This is a genomic window from Pseudomonas sp. AN-1 (assembly GCF_034057115.1).
GTDB lineage: Bacteria > Pseudomonadota > Gammaproteobacteria > Pseudomonadales > Pseudomonadaceae > Geopseudomonas.
On the sequence record NZ_CP139195.1, the window covers coordinates 101,892 to 122,620 of the forward strand.

The following is a 20,729-nucleotide window of genomic DNA, read 5'->3' on the forward strand; positions in this document are numbered from 1 at the left end:
CCGCAGGCAGGAAGGGGCGCCTCGGCGCCCCTTCCTGCATTTGCCCGCTCAGCCCAGCTTCAGCACCTTGAGCAGGAAGGCGTACTCCAGCGCCGCGTCGCGCAGCGCCTGGTAGCGGCCGCTCATGCCGCCGTGGCCGGCGTCGAACTCGGTCTTGAGCAGCAGCAGGCGGTCGTCGGTCTTGCTCGCCCGCAGCCTGGCCACCCACTTGGCCGCCTCCCAGTACTGCACGCGGCTGTCGTGGTAGCCGGCCACGGCGAGGAGCGCCGGATAGGCCTGGGCGGTGACGTTCTCGTAGGGGGCGTAGGCCCGGATGCGCTGGTAGACCTCGGGCTCGTTCGGGTCGCCCCACTCGTCGTACTCGGTCACCGTCAGCGGCAGCTCGGGGTTCTGCATGGTGTTGAGGATGTCGACGAAGGGCACCTCGGCGATGGCCGCGGCGAACAGCTCCGGGCGCTGGTTGAGCACCGCACCGATCAGCAGGCCGCCGGCGCTGCCGCCGCTGATCGCCAGCTGTCCCGGCGTGGTATAGCCGTCGGCGATCAGTCGCTCGGCGCAGGCGATGAAGTCGCCGAAGGTGTTCTGCTTGTGCGCGAGCTTGCCGGCCTGGTACCAGGCCTCGCCCAGCTCGCCGCCGCCGCGCACGTGGGCGATGGCGAACAGGAAGCCGCGCTCCAGCAGGGACAGCCGCGCGTGGGAGAACCAGGGGTCGAGGCTCTCGCCGTAGGCGCCGTAGCCGTACAGGTACAGCGGCGCGGGGCGTCGGCCCTCGAGCACCTCGCGGCGTCCGACCAGGCTGACCGGCACTTGCGTGCCGTCAGCGGCGGTGGCCCAGATACGCCGGCTCTCGTAGGCGTCGGCGTCGAACGGGCCTTCCACCGGAGTCTGCTTGAGTACCGCCTGCGCGCCGGTGGCCAGTTCCAGCTGGCGGATCTGCGCCGGGCGGTTGAGCGCCTCGTAGCGCAGGCGGATCACCGGGCTGTCGAACTCCAGGTGGTCGTAGACGTGCAGGCTGTAGGCGGCGTCCGGCAGCTGCACCCGGTAGGGCGCACCGCCGCGCGGCAGCACCTCGATCACCGGCAGGCCGTTGTCGCGCAGGCCGAGGGTCAGGGCGCCGGCGTTCAGGCTGACCTCCTCGAGCATCAGCGCCTCGCGATGGGCCACCAGCTCCTGCCAGTGTTCGCGGGTCGGCGCGCCTTCCTCGGCGCGGTACAGGGCGAAGTTGATGCCCGTCTGGTTGCTGCGGATCACCCAGCTCCACTGGCCGTCGACCTGGCCGTGGTCGGGGTAGTACTCGTGGCCTTCCTCGCGCGGGGCAAGGCACTGGAAGGAGCCGTCCGGCCGCTCGGCATCCAGCACCCAGGCCTCGCTGGTGGTCTTGCTGGCCAGCAGCAGGATCAGCTGGCGCTCGGAGCTGGAACGGTGACAGCCGAGGAAGAAGCGCCCGTCGCGCTCCTCGAACACCAGTTCGGCGCCGTCCTCGCCCAGGCGGTGGCGGTACAGCTTGTGCGGCCGGTGGGTGTCGTCCAGCTCGCCGAAGAACAGCGTGCGGCTGTCGTTGGCCCAGGTCATGCTGCCGTCGCAGTCGTCGAAGGGCAGGGCGGTGATGTCGCCGCTGGCCAGCTCCTTGACGAAAAGCTCATAGACCTCGTCGCCCTGGGTGTCCAGGCTGTAGGCCAGGCGGCAGTGGTCGGGGCTGATGCTGAAGGCGCCGATGGCCAGGTAGCCGTCGCCGGCCAGTGCGTTGGGGTCGAGCAGCAGCTGCTCGGCGCTTTCGTCGACGACCAGCGAGCCGTCGGCCGGGAGCGGGCAGCGGTAGTGGCGCGGATACTCCTCGCCGGCGGTGGTGCGCTGGTAGTACAGCCAGGGCCCCCAGGGCGTCGGCAGCGACAGGTCGGTTTCGCGGATGCGCGCGCGGATCTCCTCGAACAGCTGTTCGCGCAGCTCGGTGGTATCGGCCAGCTGCTCCTCCAGCCAGGCGTTCTCGGCGTGCAGGTAGGCGAGCACTTCGGCGTCGTCGCGCTGCTCCAGCCAGGCGTAGGGATCGGCGCCGTCCTGGCGGCGGGCGATGGGCGGGGTGGTGGACATCGGCTACTCCAGCCGCGTCTGGCGCGCGGCTCCGGGGAAAAGCCGCTATCATAAGCGCCCTGATTCCGCCGCTGCCATGCACCGATGACCGAACAAGACTATCTCCTCGCCTGGGCCGTGTACGGCGTCGCCGCGCTGGCCGCGCTGGCGGTTGGCTTCCGCATGACCGGCTGGATGTGGCGCGCCCTGCGCGAGCCGCTGCGGGTGATCATGGCGGTGCTGCTGTTCACCCCGACCCTGGTCGACCCGCTGCGCGACCTGTATGCGCCCGCCATCGCCATCAGCGCGCTGGACCTGCTGTTCGATACCGGCAGCAATGTCTGGCGCGCGGTCACCGACCTGGCCACCTTCGGCATGGCCGCCTTCGTCCTGTACTTCGTGTTCGTCGCCATCCGCTGGCCGCTGCAGCGCCGCCGGCGGGCGCGCCAGGCCGCCGCCGAGGCGGCACGCGAGCCGACCCTCGCCGAGGTGCTGGCGCAGCAGGGCGGCGGCGAGCGTCGCGAACCCAGGTTGTAAGGGCCGCATTGCCAGGGAGAGTCGATCATGTGCGAACTGCTGGGCATGAGCGCCAACGTGCCGACCGACATCGTCTTCAGCTTCACCGGGCTGATGCAGCGCGGCGGGCGCACCGGGCCGCACCGCGACGGCTGGGGCATCGCCTTCTACGAGGGCCGCGGCCTGCGCCTGTTCCAGGACCCGCAGGCGAGCAGCGAGTCGGAGGTGGCGCGGCTGGTGCAGCGCTACCCGATCAAGAGCGAAGTGGTGATCGGCCACATCCGCCAGGCCAACGTTGGCAAGGTCAGTCTGGCCAACACCCATCCGTTCGTGCGCGAGCTGTGGGGACGCAACTGGTGCTTCGCCCACAACGGTCAACTGGCCGGACTCGTGCCACTGACCGACTTCTACCGGCCGGTGGGCGATACCGACAGCGAGGCGGCCTTCTGCGATCTGCTCAATCGGGTGCGTGGTGCTTTTCCCGAGCCCGTGGAAGTGGAGCAGTTGCTGCCGATCCTGGTCGAGGCCTGTGCCGGCTATCGCCGCCTCGGCGTATTCAACACCCTGCTCAGCGATGGCGACTGGCTGTTCAGCTTCTGCTCCACCAAGCTGGCGCACATCACCCGCCGCGCGCCCTTCGGTCCGGCGCAGCTCAAGGATGCCGACGTGGCGGTGGACTTCCAGGCGGAAACCTCGCCCGATGACGTGGTCACGGTGATCGCCACCGAGCCGCTGACGGCCAATGAGAGCTGGGGACGCTACCAGTCCGGGCAGTGGAAGCTGTGGCGCCGTGGCGAACTGCTGGCGAGCGGCCAGGTCGAAAGCTGAGCGAAGCGCAGGCATAAAAAAACCCGGCTCGAGAGCCGGGTTTTTCACATCTCGATCAGCGGATCAGCCGATGACCTGGATGTTGGAAGCTTGCTTGCCCTTCGGACCGGTGGTCACGTCGAAGGACACTTTCTGGTTCTCGGCCAGGGTCTTGAAGCCCTGAGCGCGGATTTCGGAGAAGTGGGCGAACAGATCGTCACCACCGTCGTCCGGCTTGATGAAACCGAAACCTTTGGTGTCGTTGAACCACTTAACAGTGCCAGTTGCCATTTCGTGCAATTCCTAGGTGTTGATTTGTTGCTGGACCGGAGTCCCTGGGTGTGGAATCAAGATGTCGAGAATGACGGACTGACGTACTGATTCAGTGCGTTTACAGCTGACGTATTCCGCCTTGACCAACGACTTCACTTTGCCCGTTCCCGTCCGGCATGGCAAACACTTTTTTGTCCGGCCGCGACAAATCGCGGCCGGCCGATCGTGAGGCCTTACTGCTGCAGCTCCTGCTCGCCGAACAGGCCGTCGAACAGCATGGTCGACAGGTAGCGCTCGCCGGAGTCGGGGAGAATTACCACGATGGTCTTGCCCTGCATGGCAGGCTCCTGGGCGATGCGCACCGCGGCGGCCATGGCCGCGCCGCAGGAGATGCCGCAGAGGATGCCTTCCTCGCGCATCAGGCGCAGGGCCATGGCCTTGGCCTCGTCGTCGCCGACCTGCTCGACGCGATCGACCAGCGACAGGTCGAGATTCTTCGGCACGAAGCCGGCGCCGATGCCCTGGATCTTGTGCGGTGCGGGCTTGACCTCGGCACCTGCCAGGGTCTGGCTGATCACTGGCGAGCCGGTCGGCTCCACGGCCACCGAGAGGATCGGCTTGCCCATGGTGTTCTTGATGTAGCGCGACACCCCGGTGATGGTGCCGCCGGTGCCGACGCCGGCCACCAGCACGTCGATGGCGCCGTCGGTGTCGTTCCAGATTTCCGGGCCGGTGGTCTGCTCATGGATCGCTGGGTTGGCCGGGTTCTCGAACTGCTGCAGCAGCAGGTACTGGGCCGGATCGGAGCTGGCGATCTCGCTGGCCTTGTCGATGGCGCCCTTCATGCCCTTGGCCGGCTCGGTCAGCACCAGTTCGGCGCCGAGTGCCTTGAGCACCTTGCGCCGCTCCAGGCTCATCGAGGCCGGCATGGTCAGGATCAGCCGGTAGCCCTTGGCGGCGGCGACGAAGGCCAGGCCGATGCCGGTGTTGCCCGAGGTCGGCTCGACGATGGCCATCCCCGGCTTGAGCCGGCCGCTCTGCTCGGCCTCCCAGATCATGTTGGCGCCGATCCGGCACTTCACCGAGTAGCCCGGGTTGCGGCCCTCGTTCTTGGCCAGGATGGTCACGCCCTGCGGGCCGAGGCGGTTGATGCGGATCAGCGGCGTGTTGCCGATGGCTTGGGCGTTGTCTGCGTAGATGCGGCTCATGTCGGGCCTTCTCCTCCGATGGAAAGCTAAACCGCAACAGCCTATGCCGTCGCCGAGGAGGCGTCCAGCGGCGCCAGGCGCGCTCCTGCACCAGTCCGGTGCGCTGCGGCGTTCACAGGCCGCTTTCCCTCGCGCTATAGTCGGGAATTGGCCGCCGCAGGGCCGGCCGCGCATCTCACGAGAGACATTTTCGATGAAGTTCGAAGGCACCGCTTCCTACGTCGCCACCGACGACCTCAAGCTGGCGGTCAACGCCGCCATCACCCTGCAGCGCCCGCTGCTGGTCAAGGGCGAGCCGGGCACCGGCAAGACCCTGCTCGCCGAGCAGCTGGCCGAGGCGCTGGGCACCCGGCTGATCACCTGGCACATCAAGTCGACCACCAAGGCCCACCAGGGACTCTACGAGTACGACGCGGTGAGCCGCCTGCGCGATTCGCAGCTGGGCGTGGACAAGGTCCACGACGTGCGCAACTACATCAGGAAGGGCAAGCTGTGGGAGGCCTTCGAGGCCGGCGAGCGGGTGGTGCTGCTGATCGACGAGATCGACAAGGCCGACATCGAGTTCCCCAACGACCTGCTGCAGGAACTCGACCGCATGGAGTTCTTCGTCTACGAGACCGGCGAGACGATCCGGGCGACGCAGCGGCCGATCATCATCATCACCTCCAACAACGAGAAGGAGCTGCCGGACGCCTTCCTGCGCCGCTGCTTCTTCCACTACATCGCCTTCCCCGACCGCGCCACCCTGCAGAAGATCGTCGACGTGCACTTCCCCGGCATCCGCCAGGAGCTGGTGCAGGAGGCGCTGGAGATCTTCTTCGACATCCGCAAGGTGCCGGGGCTGAAGAAGAAACCCTCGACCTCGGAGCTGGTCGACTGGCTCAAGCTGCTGATGGCCGACCAGATCGGCGAGGCGGTGCTGCGCGAGCGCGATCCGACCAAGGCCATCCCGCCGCTGGCCGGTGCGCTGGTGAAGAACGAACAGGACGTGATGCTGCTCGAGCGCCTGGCGTTCATGAGCCGCCGTGCCGGGCGGTAGTGTGGAAAGCCCGCAACGCGGTTTTTCACCGGTGGGCAACGCTGCGCGGCTGCCCACCCTACGGTTTTCTCCGGGGACATAGAAATGCTGCTCAACCTGTTCAACGAGCTGCGCGCGGCGAAGGTGCCGGTATCGCTGCGCGAGCTGCTCGACCTGCTCGAGGCGCTGCAGCGTCATGTGGTGTTCGCCGACCTGGACGCCTTCTACTATCTGGCGCGCACCACCCTGGTGAAGGACGAGCGGCATTTCGACAAGTTCGACCGTGCCTTCGCCGTCTACTTCAAGGGGCTCGCCGACCTCGACACCGCGCTGCAGGCGCTGATCCCCGAGGAGTGGCTGCGCAAGGAGTTCGAGCGTTTCCTGAGCCCGGAGGACAGGGCGCAGCTGAAGAGCCTGGGCGGCCTCGATGCGCTGCTCGAGGCGTTCAGGCAGCGCCTGGCCGAGCAGAAGGAGCGCCACGCCGGCGGCAACAAGTGGATCGGCACCGGCGGCACCAGCCCGTTCGGCTCGGGCGGCTATCATCCCGAGGGCATCCGCGTCGGCGACGCCGGCGAGCGCCAGGGGCGGGCGGCCAAGGTCTGGGAGCAGCGCCAGTACCGCAACCTCGACGACCAGATGGAACTCGGCTCGCGCAACATCCAGCTGGCCCTGCGCCGCCTGCGCCGGTTCGCCCGCGAGGGCGCGGCCGAGGAGTTCGATCTCGACGGCACCATCGAGCACACCGCGCGCGATGCCGGTCTGCTCAACATCCGCATGCGCCCCGAGCGGCGCAATGCGGTGAAGCTCCTGCTGCTGCTCGACATCGGCGGCTCGATGGACGCCCACGTCAAGGTGTGCGAGGAGCTGTTCTCCGCCTGCCGCAGCGAGTTCAAGCACCTCGAGCACTTCTATTTCCACAACTTCGTCTACGAGTCGGTGTGGAAGGACAACCAGCGCCGCCACGGCGAGCGCATCGCCACCCACGACCTGCTGCACAAGTACGGCCCGGACTACAAGGTGGTGTTCGTCGGCGACGCTTCCATGGGCCCCTACGAGATCACCCATGCCGGCGGCAGCGTCGAGCACTGGAACGAGGAACCGGGCTTCGTGTGGATGCAGCGCTTCATGGACACCTACAGGAAGCTCATCTGGATCAACCCCTACCCGCAGGACGCCTGGAAGTACAGCACTTCCACGGCGCTGGTCCGCGAGCTGGTGCAGGAGCGCATGTACCCGCTCACCCCGGCCGGCCTGGAGGAGGGCATGCGCTTTCTGGCCGCCAACTGAATGCAGGCAATGGCCAGGATTCCGCTCAGACCGGGCCCGCGCACGTCGACGCGGGCCGTTTCGTTTTTTCGGGAGTGAAGAGATGTCGGATACGCGACAGGGGCTGGACGGCCTGGCCATCCAGTTGATGGTGGTGCTGTGCTGCATCTGGGGACTGCAGCAGGTGGCGATCAAGCTGGCCGCGCCGGACATGGCGCCGGTGCTGCAGATCGGCCTGCGTTCCCTGGTAGCCGCCGTGCTGGTGTCCCTGCTCATGCTCGCCAGGCGCCAGCCCCTCGCCCTCGGCGACGGCACCCTGGGCCCCGGTCTGCTGGCCGGGATGCTGTTCGCCCTGGAGTTCCTGTTCGTCGCCGAGGGACTGCGCTTCACCAGCGCCTCGCACATGGTGGTGCTGCTGTACACCGCGCCCATCTTCGCCGCCCTCGGCCTGCATCTCACCCTGCCCAGCGAGCGGCTGCGTCGCCTGCAGTGGCTGGGCATCGGCCTGGCCTTCGCCGGCATCGTGATCGCCTTCGGCGCCGGCGCCCTGCAGCAGGGCATCTCCCGCGGGATGCTGCTGGGCGACGCCCTGGGGCTGCTGGCCGGACTGTTCTGGGGGCTGACCACGGTGGTGGTGCGCTGCACCAGCCTAGCGCGGGCAGCGCCGGCCAAGACCCTGCTCTACCAGCTGCTCTGCGCGGCCCTGCTGCTGATCCCGCTGGCCTGGCTCGCTGGCCATGTGGACGGCGCGCGTTTCACCCCGGTGGTGTGGGGCAGCCTGCTGTACCAGAGCGTGCTGGTGTCCTTCGTCGCCTTCCTCACCTGGTTCTGGCTGCTGCGCCGCTACCTGGCCTCGCGCCTGGGGGTGTTCTCCTTCATGACCCCGTTGTTCGGCGTGCTGTTCGGTGTCTGGCTGCTCGACGAGGGTATCGACGCCTTCTTCGTCGGCGGCGGAGTGCTGGTGCTGCTGGGGATCAGCATGGTCAGCGCCGACGGCTGGTGGCGCCGCGTGCTGGGTCGCGAGCCGGCGCGCCAGCCGCTGGGCTGAGCGCGGCGGGGCGTGCGACAATGCGCGCATGTCCCGAGACCGATGCCCCCGCTGCCTGCGGCCGCAGAGCCATTGCCTGTGCCCGCTGATCCCCCATCTCGACAACCGTACCCGGGTGCTGATCCTGCAGCACCCGGACGAGGTGCGCCATGCGCTGAACACCGCGCGGCTGGCCGCCTTCGGCCTGAGCAATGCCGAGCTGCGCGTCGGCGAGCGCTTTGCCGAACTGGAGAGCGAACTGGCCGGCGCCGAGGCCTGGCTGCTGTTTCCCGGCGAGGGCGCGCGCTGCGTCGACGGGCTGGATACGGCGGCGGGTGCCGGCGAGCGGCTGCTGATCGTGCCGGACGGCACCTGGCGCAAGGCGCGGCGCATCCTGCACTGCAATCCCTGGCTGGCGGCGCTGCCGCGGCTGAGCCTGCCGGACGGCCTGGTCAGCCGCTACCGGTTGCGCAAGGCGCCGGGGCCGGGCGCGCTGTCCACCATCGAGGCCATCGTGCACTGCCTGAACGCGCTGGAAGGGGCGGGGCGCTTCGACGCCCTGCTGCGCCCGTTCGAGGCGCTGATCGATGCGCAGATCGCCGCCATGGGCGAGGACACCTACCGGCGCAACCACCTGCGCGAGTGACGGGCGTCAGCGTTCGCGCAGCGCCTCGGCGCGCGCCTTGAGCACCGGCTTGAGCAGGTAGTCGAGCACGCTCTTCTGCCCGGTGATGATGTCGACGTTGGCGACCATGCCGGGGATGATCAGCAACGGTTTTTCGGCGCTGCCCAGGTGGCTTCTCTCGGTGCGCAACTGGATGGGGTAGAAGCTGTTGCCGTCCTCGTCGGCGATGGTGTCGGCGCCGATCATCTCCAGGCGGGCCTTGAGGCCGCCGTAGATGGTGTAGTCGTAGGCGGTGAACTTGACCATCGCCTCCTGCCCCGGATGAAGGAAGGCCACGTCCTGCGGGCGGATGCGCGCCTCGATCAGCAGGCTGTCCTCCAGCGGCACGATTTCCAGCAGGTCGCTGCCCGGCTGCACCACGCCGCCGATGGTGTTGACCTTGAGCTGCTTGACGATGCCGTGCACCGGCGACACCACCCCGGTGCGGTTGACCCGGTCCTCGATGGCGGCGCTGCTGGCGGTGATCTTGCTCAGCTCGGTACGCGCCTCGTTGAGTTCCTTGAGCGCCGCGGTGCGAAATTTCAGCTGCGCGTCGGCGATCTTGCCCTCGACCTCCTTGGCCGCGGCCTCGGCGCGCGGGATGGCCAGGTTGGTGGCCTCCAGCGCGCCGCGGATCTCCACCGCACTGCGGCGCAGGCGCAGGATCTCGACCTGGGAGATGGCGCCGCTCTTGACCAGCGGCTCGGACATCTGCAGCTCGCTCTGGATCAGCCCCAGGCTGGCGCGGTACTGCTGCGCCTTGGCGCGGAACTCGGCCAGCTCCTGGGTCTTCTGCCGCAACTGCTCGTTGAGGATGGTCACCTCGCTGGCCAGCCCCTGCTGACGCGAGCGGAACAGCGCCAGCTCGTCGGCGGCCAGACCGGGGGCGCCCTCGGCGATTTCCGCCGGCAGCTGCAGCTCGCGGCCCTCGGCCTCGGCGCCGAGGCGTTCGACGCGGGCGAGCAGGGCCAGACGGTCGGCCTCGGTCTCGCCCATGTTGGAGACGAAGCGGGTGTCGTCCAGGCGCAGCAGGCGATCGCCCTTGTCCACCACCTGACCTTCGCGCACGAAGATCTCGGCGACTATGCCGCCCTCCAGGTTCTGGATGGTCTGCACCTTGCTGGAGGGGATCGCCTTGCCCTCGCCGGTGGTGACCTCGTCGAGCACGGCGAAGTGCGCCCAGACCAGGGCCGCCAGCAGCAGGCCGCCGATCAGCCACACGGTCAGGCGGGTCAGGGCGCTGGCGTCTTCGCTCAGGGCGCCCTGGACTTCGGGCATGAAGGCCGGTTCGGCCATCCGCGACAGGTGCATGGGCGCCTCCTCAAACCGTCAGCGGGCCGACGCGGCCCTTGCGCAAGGCTTCGATGACCGCATCGCGCGGGCCGTCGGCGACCAGCCGGCCGCCGTCGAGCACGATCAGGCGGTCGACCAGGCCGAGCATGGCCGGCCGGTGGGTGACCAGCAGCAGGGTCTTGTCGCGACAGCAGTCGCGCAGGCGGGCGCGCAGCGCTTCCTCGCTGGCGTTGTCCATCGAGCTGGTGGGTTCGTCGAGCAGCAGGATCGGCGGATCGAGCAGCAGGGCACGGGCCAGCAGCACCGCCTGGCGCTGGCCGGCCGAGAGCAGTTGGCCGCGCTCGCCCACCGGACGCTCGAAGCCCTGCGGATGCTGGCGGGCCAGGTCGGCGGCGCCGGTCAGCTCGGCGACCTCGAGCAGGCGCTCGTCGCTGACGTGGCGGGCGCCCAGGGTCAGGTTGCTGCGCAGGGTGCCGGCGAGCAGCGGCAGATCGTGGGCGACGTAGCCGATCTGCTGGCGCAGGTCGGCCACGTCGATCTGGCGCTGGTCGAGGCCGTCGAACAGGATCTTCCCCTCGTCCGGTGCGTAGAACCCCATCAGCAGGCGCGCCAGGGTGCTCTTGCCCGAGCCGCTGCGGCCGATGATGCCGACCTTCTCGCCGGCGGCGATGCGCAGCGACAGGCCATGCAGGGCCGGCTGGCCCTGCTCCGGGTAGGCGAAGTTCACCTGGCGCAGCTCCAGCGCACCGTGCAGGCGGGTGTGCTCCAGCGGCCGCTGGCGGCTGGCGCGCTCCTGCGGCAGGGCCATCAGCGCGTCGGTGCTCTTCATGGTCAGCTGGGCCTGCTGGTAGCGGGTGATCAGGCTGGCGATCTGCCCGAGCGGCGCCATGATCCGGCCGTTGAGCATGTAGCAGGCGACCAGCGCGCCGACGCTGAGCTGGCCGGCGACTATGGCGTACACCCCGGCGACGATCAGCGCCAGTCCGGCGAGCTGCTGGAGGAACAGGGTGCCGTTGAGCGCCACCGCGGAGAGCAGGCGGGCATGGCCGTCGAGGCGGGTGAGGGCGCCGTGGGTGTGCTCCCACTGGTGCTGGCGCTCGCCCTCGGCGCCGCAGCTCTTCAGGGTTTCCAGACCGCCGAGGGTCTCGATCAGCAGTGCCTGGCGTTCGGCGCCCAGCGTCAGGCTGCGCTGCACGGTATCGCGCAGGCGGCGCTGGACGATGAAGGCGAACAGTGCGGTGAGCGGGAAGGCGAGCAGCGGGACGATCACCAGGGGGCCGCCGAGCAGGCCGATCACCAGCAGCATCAGCAGGGCGAAGGGCAGGTCGATCAGGCTGGTCAGGGTCACCGCGGTGAGGAATTCGCGCAGGCCCTGGAAGTCGTGGATGCTCTGCGCGAAGCCGCCGATGCTGGCCGGGCGGGCCTTCATGGCCATGCCGGCGATGCGTTCGAACAGGGTGGCGGAGAGCACCACGTCGGTCTTCTTGCCGGCGATGTCGAGCAGACGGAAGCGCAGCACGCGCAGCAGCAGCTCGAACAGGGTGGCGAGCAGCAGGCCGGCGGTCAGCACCCACAGGGTCGACAGCGCCTGGTTCGGCACCACCCGGTCGTAGGTCTGCATGACGAACAGCGGCACGGCCAGGCCGAGCAGGTTGATCAGCAGGCTGGCGAACATGGCGTCGGTGTACAGCCAGCGCGACAGCCTGAGGGTATCGCGGAACCACGACTGCACCCGCGGAACCAGCGGCTCGCGCAGTTCCTCGAGTTCGTGGCGGGGGCGGGCGAACAGCGCCAGGCCGGCGTAGTCGGCGGCCAGTTGCTCGCGCTCCAGCCACTGCTCGCCGCCGTCCGCTTCGCTGGGCAGGATCAGCGCCCGGCCGTCCGCGCCCCACTGGCGCAGCACGGCGCTGCGGCCATCGCGCAGCAGCAGCAGTACCGGCAGGTTGAGTGCGGCGATGCCGTCCAGCGGCCGGCGCAGCAGGCGGGCCTGCAGGCCGGCGCGGGCCGCGGCGCGGGGCAGCAGTTCGGCGTTCAGGCGCTGCCCGGGCAGCGGCAGGCCGGCGCGCAGGCTGGCGCGGTTGACCGGTCGGTCGTGCAGCCTGCAGAGGATCGCCAGTCCGTCCAGCAGCGGGTCGTCGTGATCGTGCTGCGGACCTTCGGCATTGCCGACCCGTTCCATGATGGTCATGGTGGTGGCCCCCCGGGCGACTTCCAGTGATTGTCGAGACGGGCGACCGACAGCCAGCTGCCGGTCGCCGGCACCGGCTTACTTCAGGGTGGGGAGGCGCGCCTGGCTCTGCACCTCGTTGATGGCCACGGCCTCGCTCGGCGGGACTACGTTCTGCTGGCGCAGCAGCTCGCCCATGGAGGCGATCACGCGGTACATCGAGAATTCCTCGGTGTAGCGGACTTCGGTATAGCGGCGGTTGGCGGTGAACAGCTCGTTTTCGCTGTCGAGCAGGTCGAGCAGGGTGCGCTGGCCGAGGGAGAACTGCTGCTGGTAGGCCTCGCGCACCCGTGCGCTGGACTCGGCGTACTCGCGTGCCTGCGGCGTTTGCAGGCGGGCGTTCTCCATGGCGTTCCACGCCAGCATCAGGTTCTCGTTGAGCAGGCGCAACGCGTTGTTGCGGATGTCCATCGACTCGTTGATCTGGTGCGCGCTGGATTGCAGCTGGGCCTTGTCGCGCATGCCGTTGAACAGGTTGTAGTTCATGGTCACGCCGGCATACCAGCGGTTGTAGTGGCCTTCCTCGCCCTGGCGATTGTCGTCGGCATTGCCGGCGAGCTCCACGTCGAAGCGCGGGTAGAAGCGCGACTTGGCGGCCTCGTACTGCTTCTCGGCGGCCTGCACGTCGGCCTGGGCCGACTTGAGCAGCGGGTTGTTGCTCATCACGCGGTCGCGGGCGCTGGCCACGCTGTCCGGCAGCTGGCCGCGGATCGAGGTCGGAGCGCTCAGCTCGTCGGGCATGCGGCCGACGACGCTGAAGAAGTTGGCTTCGGCATCGGCCAGGTTGACCTGCTCGGTGTACAGGTTGTTCTCGGCCAGGGCCAGACGCGCCTGCGACTGGTCGCGGTCGGCGCTGCTGCCGACGCCGCTGCGGCTGCGCATGCTGATCTGGTCGTGCACGCGGCGGTGCGCCTGCAGGTTGTTCTCGGCCAGGGCGACCATCTCGCGGCGCTTGAGCACCTCCAGGTACACCTCCGCGGTGCGCAGCGCCAGGCTCTCGCTGGTACCCAGCAGGCGGTAGGCGCGCGAATCGACTACCGCCGCGCTGCGGGCGACCTCGTTGGGGGTGTTGAAACCGTCGAACAGCATCTGCCGCAGGCGCAGCTCGGCGGTGCGCGCATTGAGGGTTTCCGTGTTGTGGTCGCCGAAGGCGCGGGTGCTCGGGTTGTCGGTGTGCTCGCGGCCGTAGCTGGCCAGCATGTCGACGGTCGGCAGGTAGCCACCCTTGGCGACCTTGAGCTGCTCGTCGGCAGCCAGGCGGCTGTTGCTGGCGGCGTGGATTTCCGGGTGGTTGTCGATGGTGCTCTGGATGGCTTCCGAGAGCGTCATGGCCGAGACCTGATTGAACCCTGCTGCCAACAGCAGTCCGACCCACTTAGGTGAGAGGCGCATGGGTGTCTCCTTCCGCTGGTGTCTGTCCACTCTTGATGGTCGTGCGCCAGATTTATGACTTCCGTTGCGGCCTGGCGCTTTGTCGTTCTACTCAAGAATGAAAGAACATCCGGGACTATCTGCTCAGAAGTGTTTTTCATAAGAAATATGAAAAAAAGGTCTGATGTCTTCTGAGAAACCGGCAAAGGTTGTTAGGAGAAGGCAATCTGCAGGAAGCAGCTATTCGCCGTTCCATGCAGATCGGAAAGCACGGGCGGAACACGAGGACGCCAGCCGGGGGAAGCTTGCCATTGCGGGGGACCGGTCTATCCGGATGAAACCAGGAGGGCGACGGCTTTTCGTCGTTCACCGGCTGCCGTGTCGCCCCGCTTTGCCCCGTTTCGACTGACTTCGCTCGCGACATCCTCCCCGTACTGTCAGCGCTACAGGCAGGCCCCGCTGGGCGGCGGCTGCAGGAGGATGGACTCATGGCACGGTTGATCGGGGTCGTCAGGCAGGTGGTCGGCGAGGCGTTCGCGGTAACGACGGGCGGCAAGCGGGTGCTGGTCGAGGGGGACCGGCTGTTCGCCGGCGAGCAGCTGCAGACCGGCGCGGAGGGGGCGGTGGTCGTGCGGCTGGCCAATGGCGGGGAACTGATCCTCGGGCGTGACAGCGGCCAGGTGCTGAGCACGCGGCTGCTGGGCGAGCGGGGCGCCGAGGATACGGCAGGGCAGGAGGCGAGCGGCGTCGAGCAGCTGCAGCAGGCGATCAGGGCGGGCGCGGACCCGACGCTGAGCGCCGAGCCGCCGGCGGCAGGTCCCGGCGGCGACGCTGGCGGTGCCGGAGGCGGCGGCATCTCCTTCGTCCTGCTGGGCGAGACCGCCGGCCGGGTCGACCCGGAAATCGGCTTCCCGACCGGACCGCTGAGCTTCGTCCCGCTGCAGGCCGAGGAGCTGGTTCCCGCGGAGGACCCGCAGGCGGAGCCGTCCATCCCCACGCTCGAGATCGAATATTTCGACGATCCCAGCGCCCAGGTACTGATCGATCGGGCCGCGGTTGACGAGTCCGGCCTGCCCGCGGGCAGCCAGGCGGGCAGTGCGGAAACCTCGGCCTACGGGCGCTTCGTGGTGGATGCCCCGGATGGCGTGCTGGCGCTGCAGGTGCGCGACGCCGGTGGCAACTGGGTCAACGTGGCGGCGGGAGGCAGCGTGCAGGGGCTCTACGGCACCCTGGTGGTCGCCGCCGACGGTAGCTGGACCTACACCCTCGACGGTCCCGCTCCCCACCTCGGCGGCGCCGGCCTGAGCGGCGGCCTGGACGTGGTCGGCGAGAGCTTCGTCGTGCGGGTCATCGACCGCACCGGCGACATGTCGGCGGAGCGTCAGCTGGACGTGACGATCGCCGACGATGCTCCGCGCGCGGTGGACGATACCCCCGAGATCCGCGAGAACGCGACGGATGCGCTGGCCGGCAGCGTGCTCGACAACGACCTGCATGCCAATGGCCAGCCGGGGGCGGACGGGCACAGCTTCGTCGCCTGGGACAACCCGCTGTCGACGGTCCTGTCGCAGTACGGCACGCTGCAGCTGAACGCCGACGGCAGCTACAGCTTCCTCCTCGACAATGCGCGGGCGGCGACCCAGGCGCTGCGTGAAGGCGATGTGCGCAGCGAGAGCTTCACCTACCGCATCCAGGACGGCGATGGCGACCCGGCCAGCGCCACCCTGACCATCACCCTGCGCGGCAGCAACGACGGACCGACCGTGGATGTCGATCCGGGCAATCCCGGCGGTATCGCCGACTGCGTGTACGAGGCCGGACTGCCCGGCGGCTCGGCGGCTGCCGGCGACGGCGAGTTCGCCAGCGGCACCTTCCGCCTGGGCGATGCGGACGGCCTGGACGATCTGGCCAGCGTCACCATCAACGGCCAGACCGTCGCCATCGACCAGTTGGCCGGCCATGTGTTCACCGGCAGCTACGGAACCCTGACCATCACCGGCTACGATGCGGCGACCGGTACCGGCAGCTACCTCTACCAGCTGAGCGGGCCGACCACGGACGGCCCCGGTGTCGAGCGCGAACTGTTCGAGCTGCAGGTATCCGACGGCACGGCCGCATCCGCACCCGCGCAGATCGCCATCGAGATCGTCGACGACCGTCCCAGCGCCGTCGACCAGGCGGCCCACGAGCAGAACACCCTGAGCAACAAGACCAACCTGCTGATCGTCCTCGACGTTTCCGACAGCATGAACGAGTCGGCCCAGTTCGGCGGCTACAACCGTCTGGAGGCCGCCCGCCAGGCGATCTGCGAGCTGCTCGAGCAGTACGAGGCGCGGGGTGAGGTGGCGGTCAAGGTGGTTATCTTCGGCTCCTCGGCGCAGGTGCTGGGCAGCGAGTGGCAATCCGTCAACGAGGCGATCGACGCCGTGCTGGCCATCGACGACCCGTCGGACTCCGACCTGACCAACTACGACGCCGCCCTGCAGGCGGTGATGAACAGCGCCTGGGGGCAAGCCGGCAAGCTGCCCGACGGGCAGAACGTCGGCTACTTCCTGTCCGACGGCATTCCCAAGCTGCCGGCCGGCAGCGTCGGCATCTCCGCCGCCGAGGAGGCCGCCTGGATCGACTTCCTCGAGGCCAACGGCATCACCATGCATGCCCTGGGCATGGGCTCGGGGGTGACCGAGGCGGCGCTCGATCCGATCGCCTACGACGGCGCCGCCGGGGCGGGCAGCGACGCCCAGACCATCACCGACTTCGCCCAGCTCAGCGATACCCTGGTGGACAGCGTGCGGGCCGCCTCGCTGGCCGGCAACCTGACCAGCGGTGGCGGCTTCGGCGCCGATGGCGGTCATGTGCTGTCGGTGACCGTGGACGGCGTCACCTATACCTACCAGCCTGCCGGGGGCGGCAGCATAGGCGTGAGCGGCGGGGTCGGTGCCGGCAGTTTCGATGCGGCCAGCCACATCCTGACCATCACCACCGTCGCCGGCGGCCGCTTCGCGGTCGACATGGACGATGGCGCCTTCGTCTACACCCCGCCGGCCGGAGTCGGCCAGTCGGCCAGGGAGCACATCGGCTACGTGCTGATCGACAACGATGGCGATACGGCGGGCGCGAACCTGTCGCTGATCGTCGATGCCGCCTCGGGGCCGCTGGTGGTGCGCGACGACCGGGTGCTCAGCAACGTGCCGATCCAGTCCGGGCCGGACAGCCTGACGATTCCCAAGTGGGCGCTGCTGGCCAACGACACCGGCCCCAACAGCCACCTGCTGGCCCTGGCGGCCATCGCCGCATCGGCCAGCGGCGGCCAGGTGCTGGATGCCGGCTCCACCATCACCTTCATCGAGGGGGGGCCGACCGAGCGCGACGGGGGCAGCTTCAGCTACGAGGTGAGTCTGGGCGGCAGCGTGGTGGGCTCTGCCGATGTGCATCTGGAGCGCGATCCCGGCAGCGTGCTGGTCGGCAGCTACCTCGACGAGATCCTGCTCGGGCGCGAGGGCGGCAGCACCCTCAAGGGCGACAGCGGCGACGATATCCTCGTCGGCGGCTCCGGCAACGACGTGCTCGACGGCGGCTCGGGCGACGACATCCTGGCCGGCGGCGCCGGCAACGATACGCTGATCGGCGGCGCCGGCAACGATACGGCCAGCTACATCAGCGCCACGAGCGGGGTGCGGGTCAGCCTGAGCGAAAGTCTGATCGGTCAGTCGCAGAATACCGGCGGCGCCGGCACGGACCGCCTGACCGGGCTGGAGAACCTGATCGGTTCCCAGCACGACGACGAGCTGACCGGCAGCGCCGGCGACAACGTGCTGATCGGGCTGGGCGGCAGCGACCGCCTCGCCGGCATGGCCGGCGACGACACGCTCATCGGCGGTTCCGGCGACGACGTCCTGAGCGGCGGGGCGGGCAGCGATACCTTCGTCTGGCTCGCCGGGGACAGCGGCGTCGACCATGTCACCGACTTCGATCCGGGGCAGGACAGCCTCGACCTGAGCGATCTGCTCGCCGGCCTGGATCCGTCGCTGGGCATGTCGGAGCTGGCCAGCGTGCTGGGCAGTTACCTGACCCTCACCACCGGCAGCAGCACCACCCTCACGGTGAACCCCGACGGCGCCGGGCCGCTGCCGGCGAGCCAGACCATCGTGCTCGATGGCGTGAACCTGTCGACGGCCTACGGCTCCGCCGACCAGGCCAGCATCATCCACGCCATGCTCGACGACGGCTCGCTCAAGGTCGTCTGAGCCATCCCGCCCGCGCCGGTCGGCTTACCGCCGGCGCGGGCCTTTCCCCGCTCCCCTATTCGAGCTTCGCTCCCGGGCGCACGCCGCTTCCCGTGGCGGGCTGTTCGCTCTTCGGCCAGGGCGCCGGCACTCCGATCAGGCGCCCCATCATCCCGTGTACTCCCAGCTCGCGCAGGGCCTGCGCCTCGCCTTCGCTTTCCACCATCTCGGCGATCAGCGGCAGGTCGATGTTGTGGGTGGTGCGGCGGATGGCCTCGATGAACACGCGCCGGTCGGCTTCCCGGTCGAGGCCGTGGATGTGGCTGCCGTCGATCTTCAGCCAGGCCAGGCCAAGGTGGGTGAGGTTGCCGATCAGGCTGAAGCGTCCGCCGAAATGCTGTACCGCGAGGCCGTAGCCGGTTTCGCGCAGGGGCTCGCACAGGGCCGGCAACTGCTCGGCGCCGGGCAGCGTGCGCTCGTCCAGCTCCAGGGTCAGCAGGCCTGCCTGCTGGGGATGCCTGCGCAGGCTGTGGAGGATCAGGGCGAGGCTGACCTGGTCGTGCAGGGTAGCTCCGGACAGGCTCATGGCCAGCGGCTGCGGATGCTGGCGCAGGTGTTCGAGGACGTGCTCGAGCATCAGCCGGTCGAGGCGCGGCCCCCAGCCCAGACGGGCGACCCAGGGCAGGAACAGGCCGGCCGGTATGGCCTTGCCCTGCGGATCGAGCAGGCGCGCCAGCACCTTGTGGTGGAGCAGCGTGCGGTCGTCGCTGCGCACCACCGGCTGGAAGTACAGCTGCAGCTTACCCTCGCCGAGCGCCTCATCCAGCCAGTGGCGCCAGTCGTGCTGGTCGAGGCGGCAGACCGGGGTGCTCTCGTCCACGCGCTCCCACGGCTGGTCGTAGCGCTGCTGGGCCTGGCTCAGCGCCTGGTCGGCGCGACTCAGCACGCCCTGGCGGCTTTCCCCCGGCTGGTAGGCGGTCAGGCCGATGTGCGCCGCCGGCTCGCAGTCGCTGGCGCCGGTGTCCTGCAGGCCGGCGAGCGTCTCGCCGAGTTCGGCCGCCAGCTGCTCGATCTCGGCGGTAGTGGCGCCGGGGGCGAGCAGGGCGAACTCGCCGCCGCGGCAGCGGGCGGCCAGCCAGTCGGGGTGTCCGAAGCGGGCGCCAATCTGCTGCAGGCGCTCGCCGATCTCGCGGATCAGGGCATCGGTGCGCCCGGCGCCCTGGCGCTGGTTGAGGCCGCTGAGGTCGTTGAGGCGCAGCAGCAGCAGGTAGCCGGCGGCGTTCTGCTCGCTGGCCAGCAGCTGGGCGTCGAGGCGCATGTTGAGCAGGCGGCGGTTGGCCAGGCCGGTGAGGCTGTCCTGGTAGGCCTCGTTGCGCAGCCGCTCGCTGCGCGCCGCCTCCTCGGCGAACAGGCTGCGCAGCTTGTCGGCCATCTGGTTCATCGCCAGCACCACCCGGCGCAGCTCGGGCGTATGCGGCAGCGGCTGGCTGATGAACTCGCGGCGGCCGATGGCCTCGGCCTGCTCCACCATGCGCTCGAGGGGGCGCAGCTGGCGCTGCAGCAGCCAGCCGCCGAGGGCGGCGCTGAGCAGCCCGCACAGCGCCAGCCAGGAGAGGCTGCCCAGGGCGGCGTGCCACAGGCGGGCGAGGGCGAACTGCGGGTGGCTGACCACCTCGACCCGCGCGGCCTGCTGCCAGCCGCGCTGGATCAGCGCCTCGCCGCCTTCGGCGTGGAGGTCCACCAGGCGGGCGAACCAGCCCGGCACCTCGTCGCTGCGCGGGTTCATCTGCCTCTCGGCCAGCATGGCGCCGTCGTCCGCGCGGCGCACGCGGATGCTGGCGAAGTAGCCGCTGTCGAAGATCGAGGAGACCATCAGCTCGACCGTGGCCGGGTCGTCGATGTGCGGCGTCAGCGCCACGCCGAGGGCGGTGGCGGCGTCCTGGGCGTGCGAGCGCAGCTGCGCGACGGTCTGCTCGCGGGAGCTTTCCAGGCTGGCGACGAAGCTGACGGTGAAGGCCAGCAGCAGGAACAGGCAGATGGAGAGGAAGCGTTGCTGCAGCAGGGTCATGGGGCCTCCTTGCCCGGGTGCCGGGCAAATCCTTCGTGGCGCATCTTGTTCAGCAGGTCCTGCCAGCGCGACAGGGTCTTGCTGTCGCCGCTGCGCTGGTTGCCGCCGGCGCCCGGCAGCCAGACGCCTTCGGCATTGAAGGCATACACCGGCAGCAGGTCGGGGCGTTGCGAGGCAGGGCGGATATCGGGGATCAGGTTGTCCAGCACCAGCGGTTCGCTGGTCGGGGTGGCGTACCAGGCCAGCACCATGTGCGCCTGGTCGAGTTCCAGTGCCTTGACGTAGGTGATGCGCAGCTTCTCGCCGGGGACGCCGAGCTGGCGCAGGGTCAGGTACTTGGCGATGGCGTAGTCCTCGCAGTCGCCGGCCCCCTTCACCAGGGCTTCCAGGGGGGTGGCCCAGTAGTCGAGCTGCTGCCAGGTGCTGGCGTCGTCGGTGAAGCGCAGGGCCTGGTTGAAGAAGCCGTTGACCGCCCGCAGCTGCGCCTCTTCGTCGAACCCGCCACCGTGCTCGATCAGCAGCGCCCACTGCTCGAGGCGCTCGCGTCCGACGCCCAGGCCGCCGTAGCGCTGCTCGGCGAGGCGGATGATCCGTGCGAAGTCCCAGTTGGCCTGCACGGCGAGACCGGGCAGCAGGCTGGCGAGCAGGCAGAAGCCCACAAGCGCGCGCCTGCCGGTTGGCTGTCTCGTGACCATCCC

Annotated in this window: 15 protein-coding genes; 7 read left to right on the forward strand and 8 right to left on the reverse strand. The window is 69.2% G+C overall.

Features of this window, described 5'->3' with window-relative positions; all coding sequences use genetic code 11:
• Window positions 1–48 precede the first annotated feature (48 nt).
• Window positions 49–2,088: a S9 family peptidase gene (locus SK095_RS00465; protein ID WP_320547529.1), complete on the reverse strand. Its 2,040-nt coding sequence runs from the start codon at window positions 2,086–2,088 to the stop codon at window positions 49–51.
• An 84-nt stretch (window positions 2,089–2,172) separates the two neighbouring features.
• Here SK095_RS00465 and SK095_RS00470 point away from each other — a divergent pair, with 84 nt between their 5' ends.
• Together SK095_RS00470 and SK095_RS00475 are read left to right on the forward strand one after the other, a co-directional pair.
• Window positions 2,173–2,604: an MFS transporter gene (locus tag SK095_RS00470; protein WP_136488483.1), complete on the forward strand. Its 432-nt coding sequence runs from the start codon at window positions 2,173–2,175 to the stop codon at window positions 2,602–2,604.
• Window positions 2,605–2,631: 27 nt separating this feature from the next.
• Complete coding sequence (locus SK095_RS00475; RefSeq protein ID WP_320547530.1) at window positions 2,632–3,411, forward strand: class II glutamine amidotransferase; 780 nt, start codon at window positions 2,632–2,634, stop codon at window positions 3,409–3,411.
• A 63-nt stretch (window positions 3,412–3,474) separates the two neighbouring features.
• Here SK095_RS00475 and SK095_RS00480 read toward each other — a convergent pair whose 3' ends face one another.
• Both SK095_RS00480 and cysK read right to left on the reverse strand, forming a co-directional pair.
• Window positions 3,475–3,681 carry a cold-shock protein gene (locus SK095_RS00480; RefSeq protein ID WP_136488481.1) on the reverse strand — a complete coding sequence of 69 codons (207 nt, stop codon included), beginning with the start codon at window positions 3,679–3,681 and terminating at the stop codon, window positions 3,475–3,477.
• A 215-nt stretch (window positions 3,682–3,896) separates the two neighbouring features.
• Entirely contained in the window at window positions 3,897–4,871 is a 975-nt protein-coding gene (gene cysK, locus SK095_RS00485) for a cysteine synthase A (RefSeq protein WP_320547531.1), read from the reverse strand.
• 193 nt (window positions 4,872–5,064) lie between these two features.
• Here cysK and SK095_RS00490 point away from each other — a divergent pair, with 193 nt between their 5' ends.
• From SK095_RS00490 to SK095_RS00505, 4 genes are all read left to right on the forward strand, one after another.
• Window positions 5,065–5,910 carry an AAA family ATPase gene (locus SK095_RS00490; protein WP_136488479.1) on the forward strand — a complete coding sequence of 282 codons (846 nt, stop codon included), beginning with the start codon at window positions 5,065–5,067 and terminating at the stop codon, window positions 5,908–5,910.
• A gap of 84 nt (window positions 5,911–5,994) precedes the next feature.
• On the forward strand, window positions 5,995–7,176 hold the full coding sequence (locus tag SK095_RS00495; RefSeq protein ID WP_320547532.1) for a VWA domain-containing protein: 1,182 nt from the start codon (window positions 5,995–5,997) through the stop codon (window positions 7,174–7,176).
• A gap of 82 nt (window positions 7,177–7,258) precedes the next feature.
• Entirely contained in the window at window positions 7,259–8,203 is a 945-nt protein-coding gene (locus SK095_RS00500) for a DMT family transporter (protein WP_136488477.1), read from the forward strand.
• 28 nt (window positions 8,204–8,231) lie between these two features.
• Complete coding sequence (locus tag SK095_RS00505; protein WP_320547533.1) at window positions 8,232–8,828, forward strand: tRNA-uridine aminocarboxypropyltransferase; 597 nt, start codon at window positions 8,232–8,234, stop codon at window positions 8,826–8,828.
• A 6-nt stretch (window positions 8,829–8,834) separates the two neighbouring features.
• On the opposite strand, the gene SK095_RS00510 is transcribed toward SK095_RS00505, so the two are convergent.
• From SK095_RS00510 to SK095_RS00520, 3 genes are all read right to left on the reverse strand, one after another.
• Complete coding sequence (locus SK095_RS00510) at window positions 8,835–10,157, reverse strand: HlyD family type I secretion periplasmic adaptor subunit (protein ID WP_236574686.1); 1,323 nt, start codon at window positions 10,155–10,157, stop codon at window positions 8,835–8,837.
• A 10-nt stretch (window positions 10,158–10,167) separates the two neighbouring features.
• Window positions 10,168–12,327: a type I secretion system permease/ATPase gene (locus SK095_RS00515; RefSeq protein ID WP_320547534.1), complete on the reverse strand. Its 2,160-nt coding sequence runs from the start codon at window positions 12,325–12,327 to the stop codon at window positions 10,168–10,170.
• A gap of 78 nt (window positions 12,328–12,405) precedes the next feature.
• The gene (locus SK095_RS00520) at window positions 12,406–13,758 is read right to left on the reverse strand and encodes a TolC family outer membrane protein (RefSeq protein WP_136488474.1); all 1,353 of its coding nucleotides are present in this window, start codon (window positions 13,756–13,758) and stop codon (window positions 12,406–12,408) included.
• A gap of 467 nt (window positions 13,759–14,225) precedes the next feature.
• Here SK095_RS00520 and SK095_RS00525 point away from each other — a divergent pair, with 467 nt between their 5' ends.
• Window positions 14,226–17,984: a retention module-containing protein gene (locus SK095_RS00525; RefSeq protein WP_320547535.1), complete on the forward strand. Its 3,759-nt coding sequence runs from the start codon at window positions 14,226–14,228 to the stop codon at window positions 17,982–17,984.
• A gap of 55 nt (window positions 17,985–18,039) precedes the next feature.
• Here the strand turns inward: SK095_RS00525 and SK095_RS00530 are convergent, their stop codons facing one another.
• Window positions 18,040–20,031 carry an EAL domain-containing protein gene (locus tag SK095_RS00530; protein WP_136488472.1) on the reverse strand — a complete coding sequence of 664 codons (1,992 nt, stop codon included), beginning with the start codon at window positions 20,029–20,031 and terminating at the stop codon, window positions 18,040–18,042.
• Entirely contained in the window at window positions 20,028–20,726 is a 699-nt protein-coding gene (gene lapG, locus SK095_RS00535) for a cysteine protease LapG (protein WP_320547536.1), read from the reverse strand. The genes SK095_RS00530 and lapG overlap by 4 nt, the downstream gene beginning before the upstream one ends.
• Window positions 20,727–20,729: the final 3 nt, after the last annotated feature.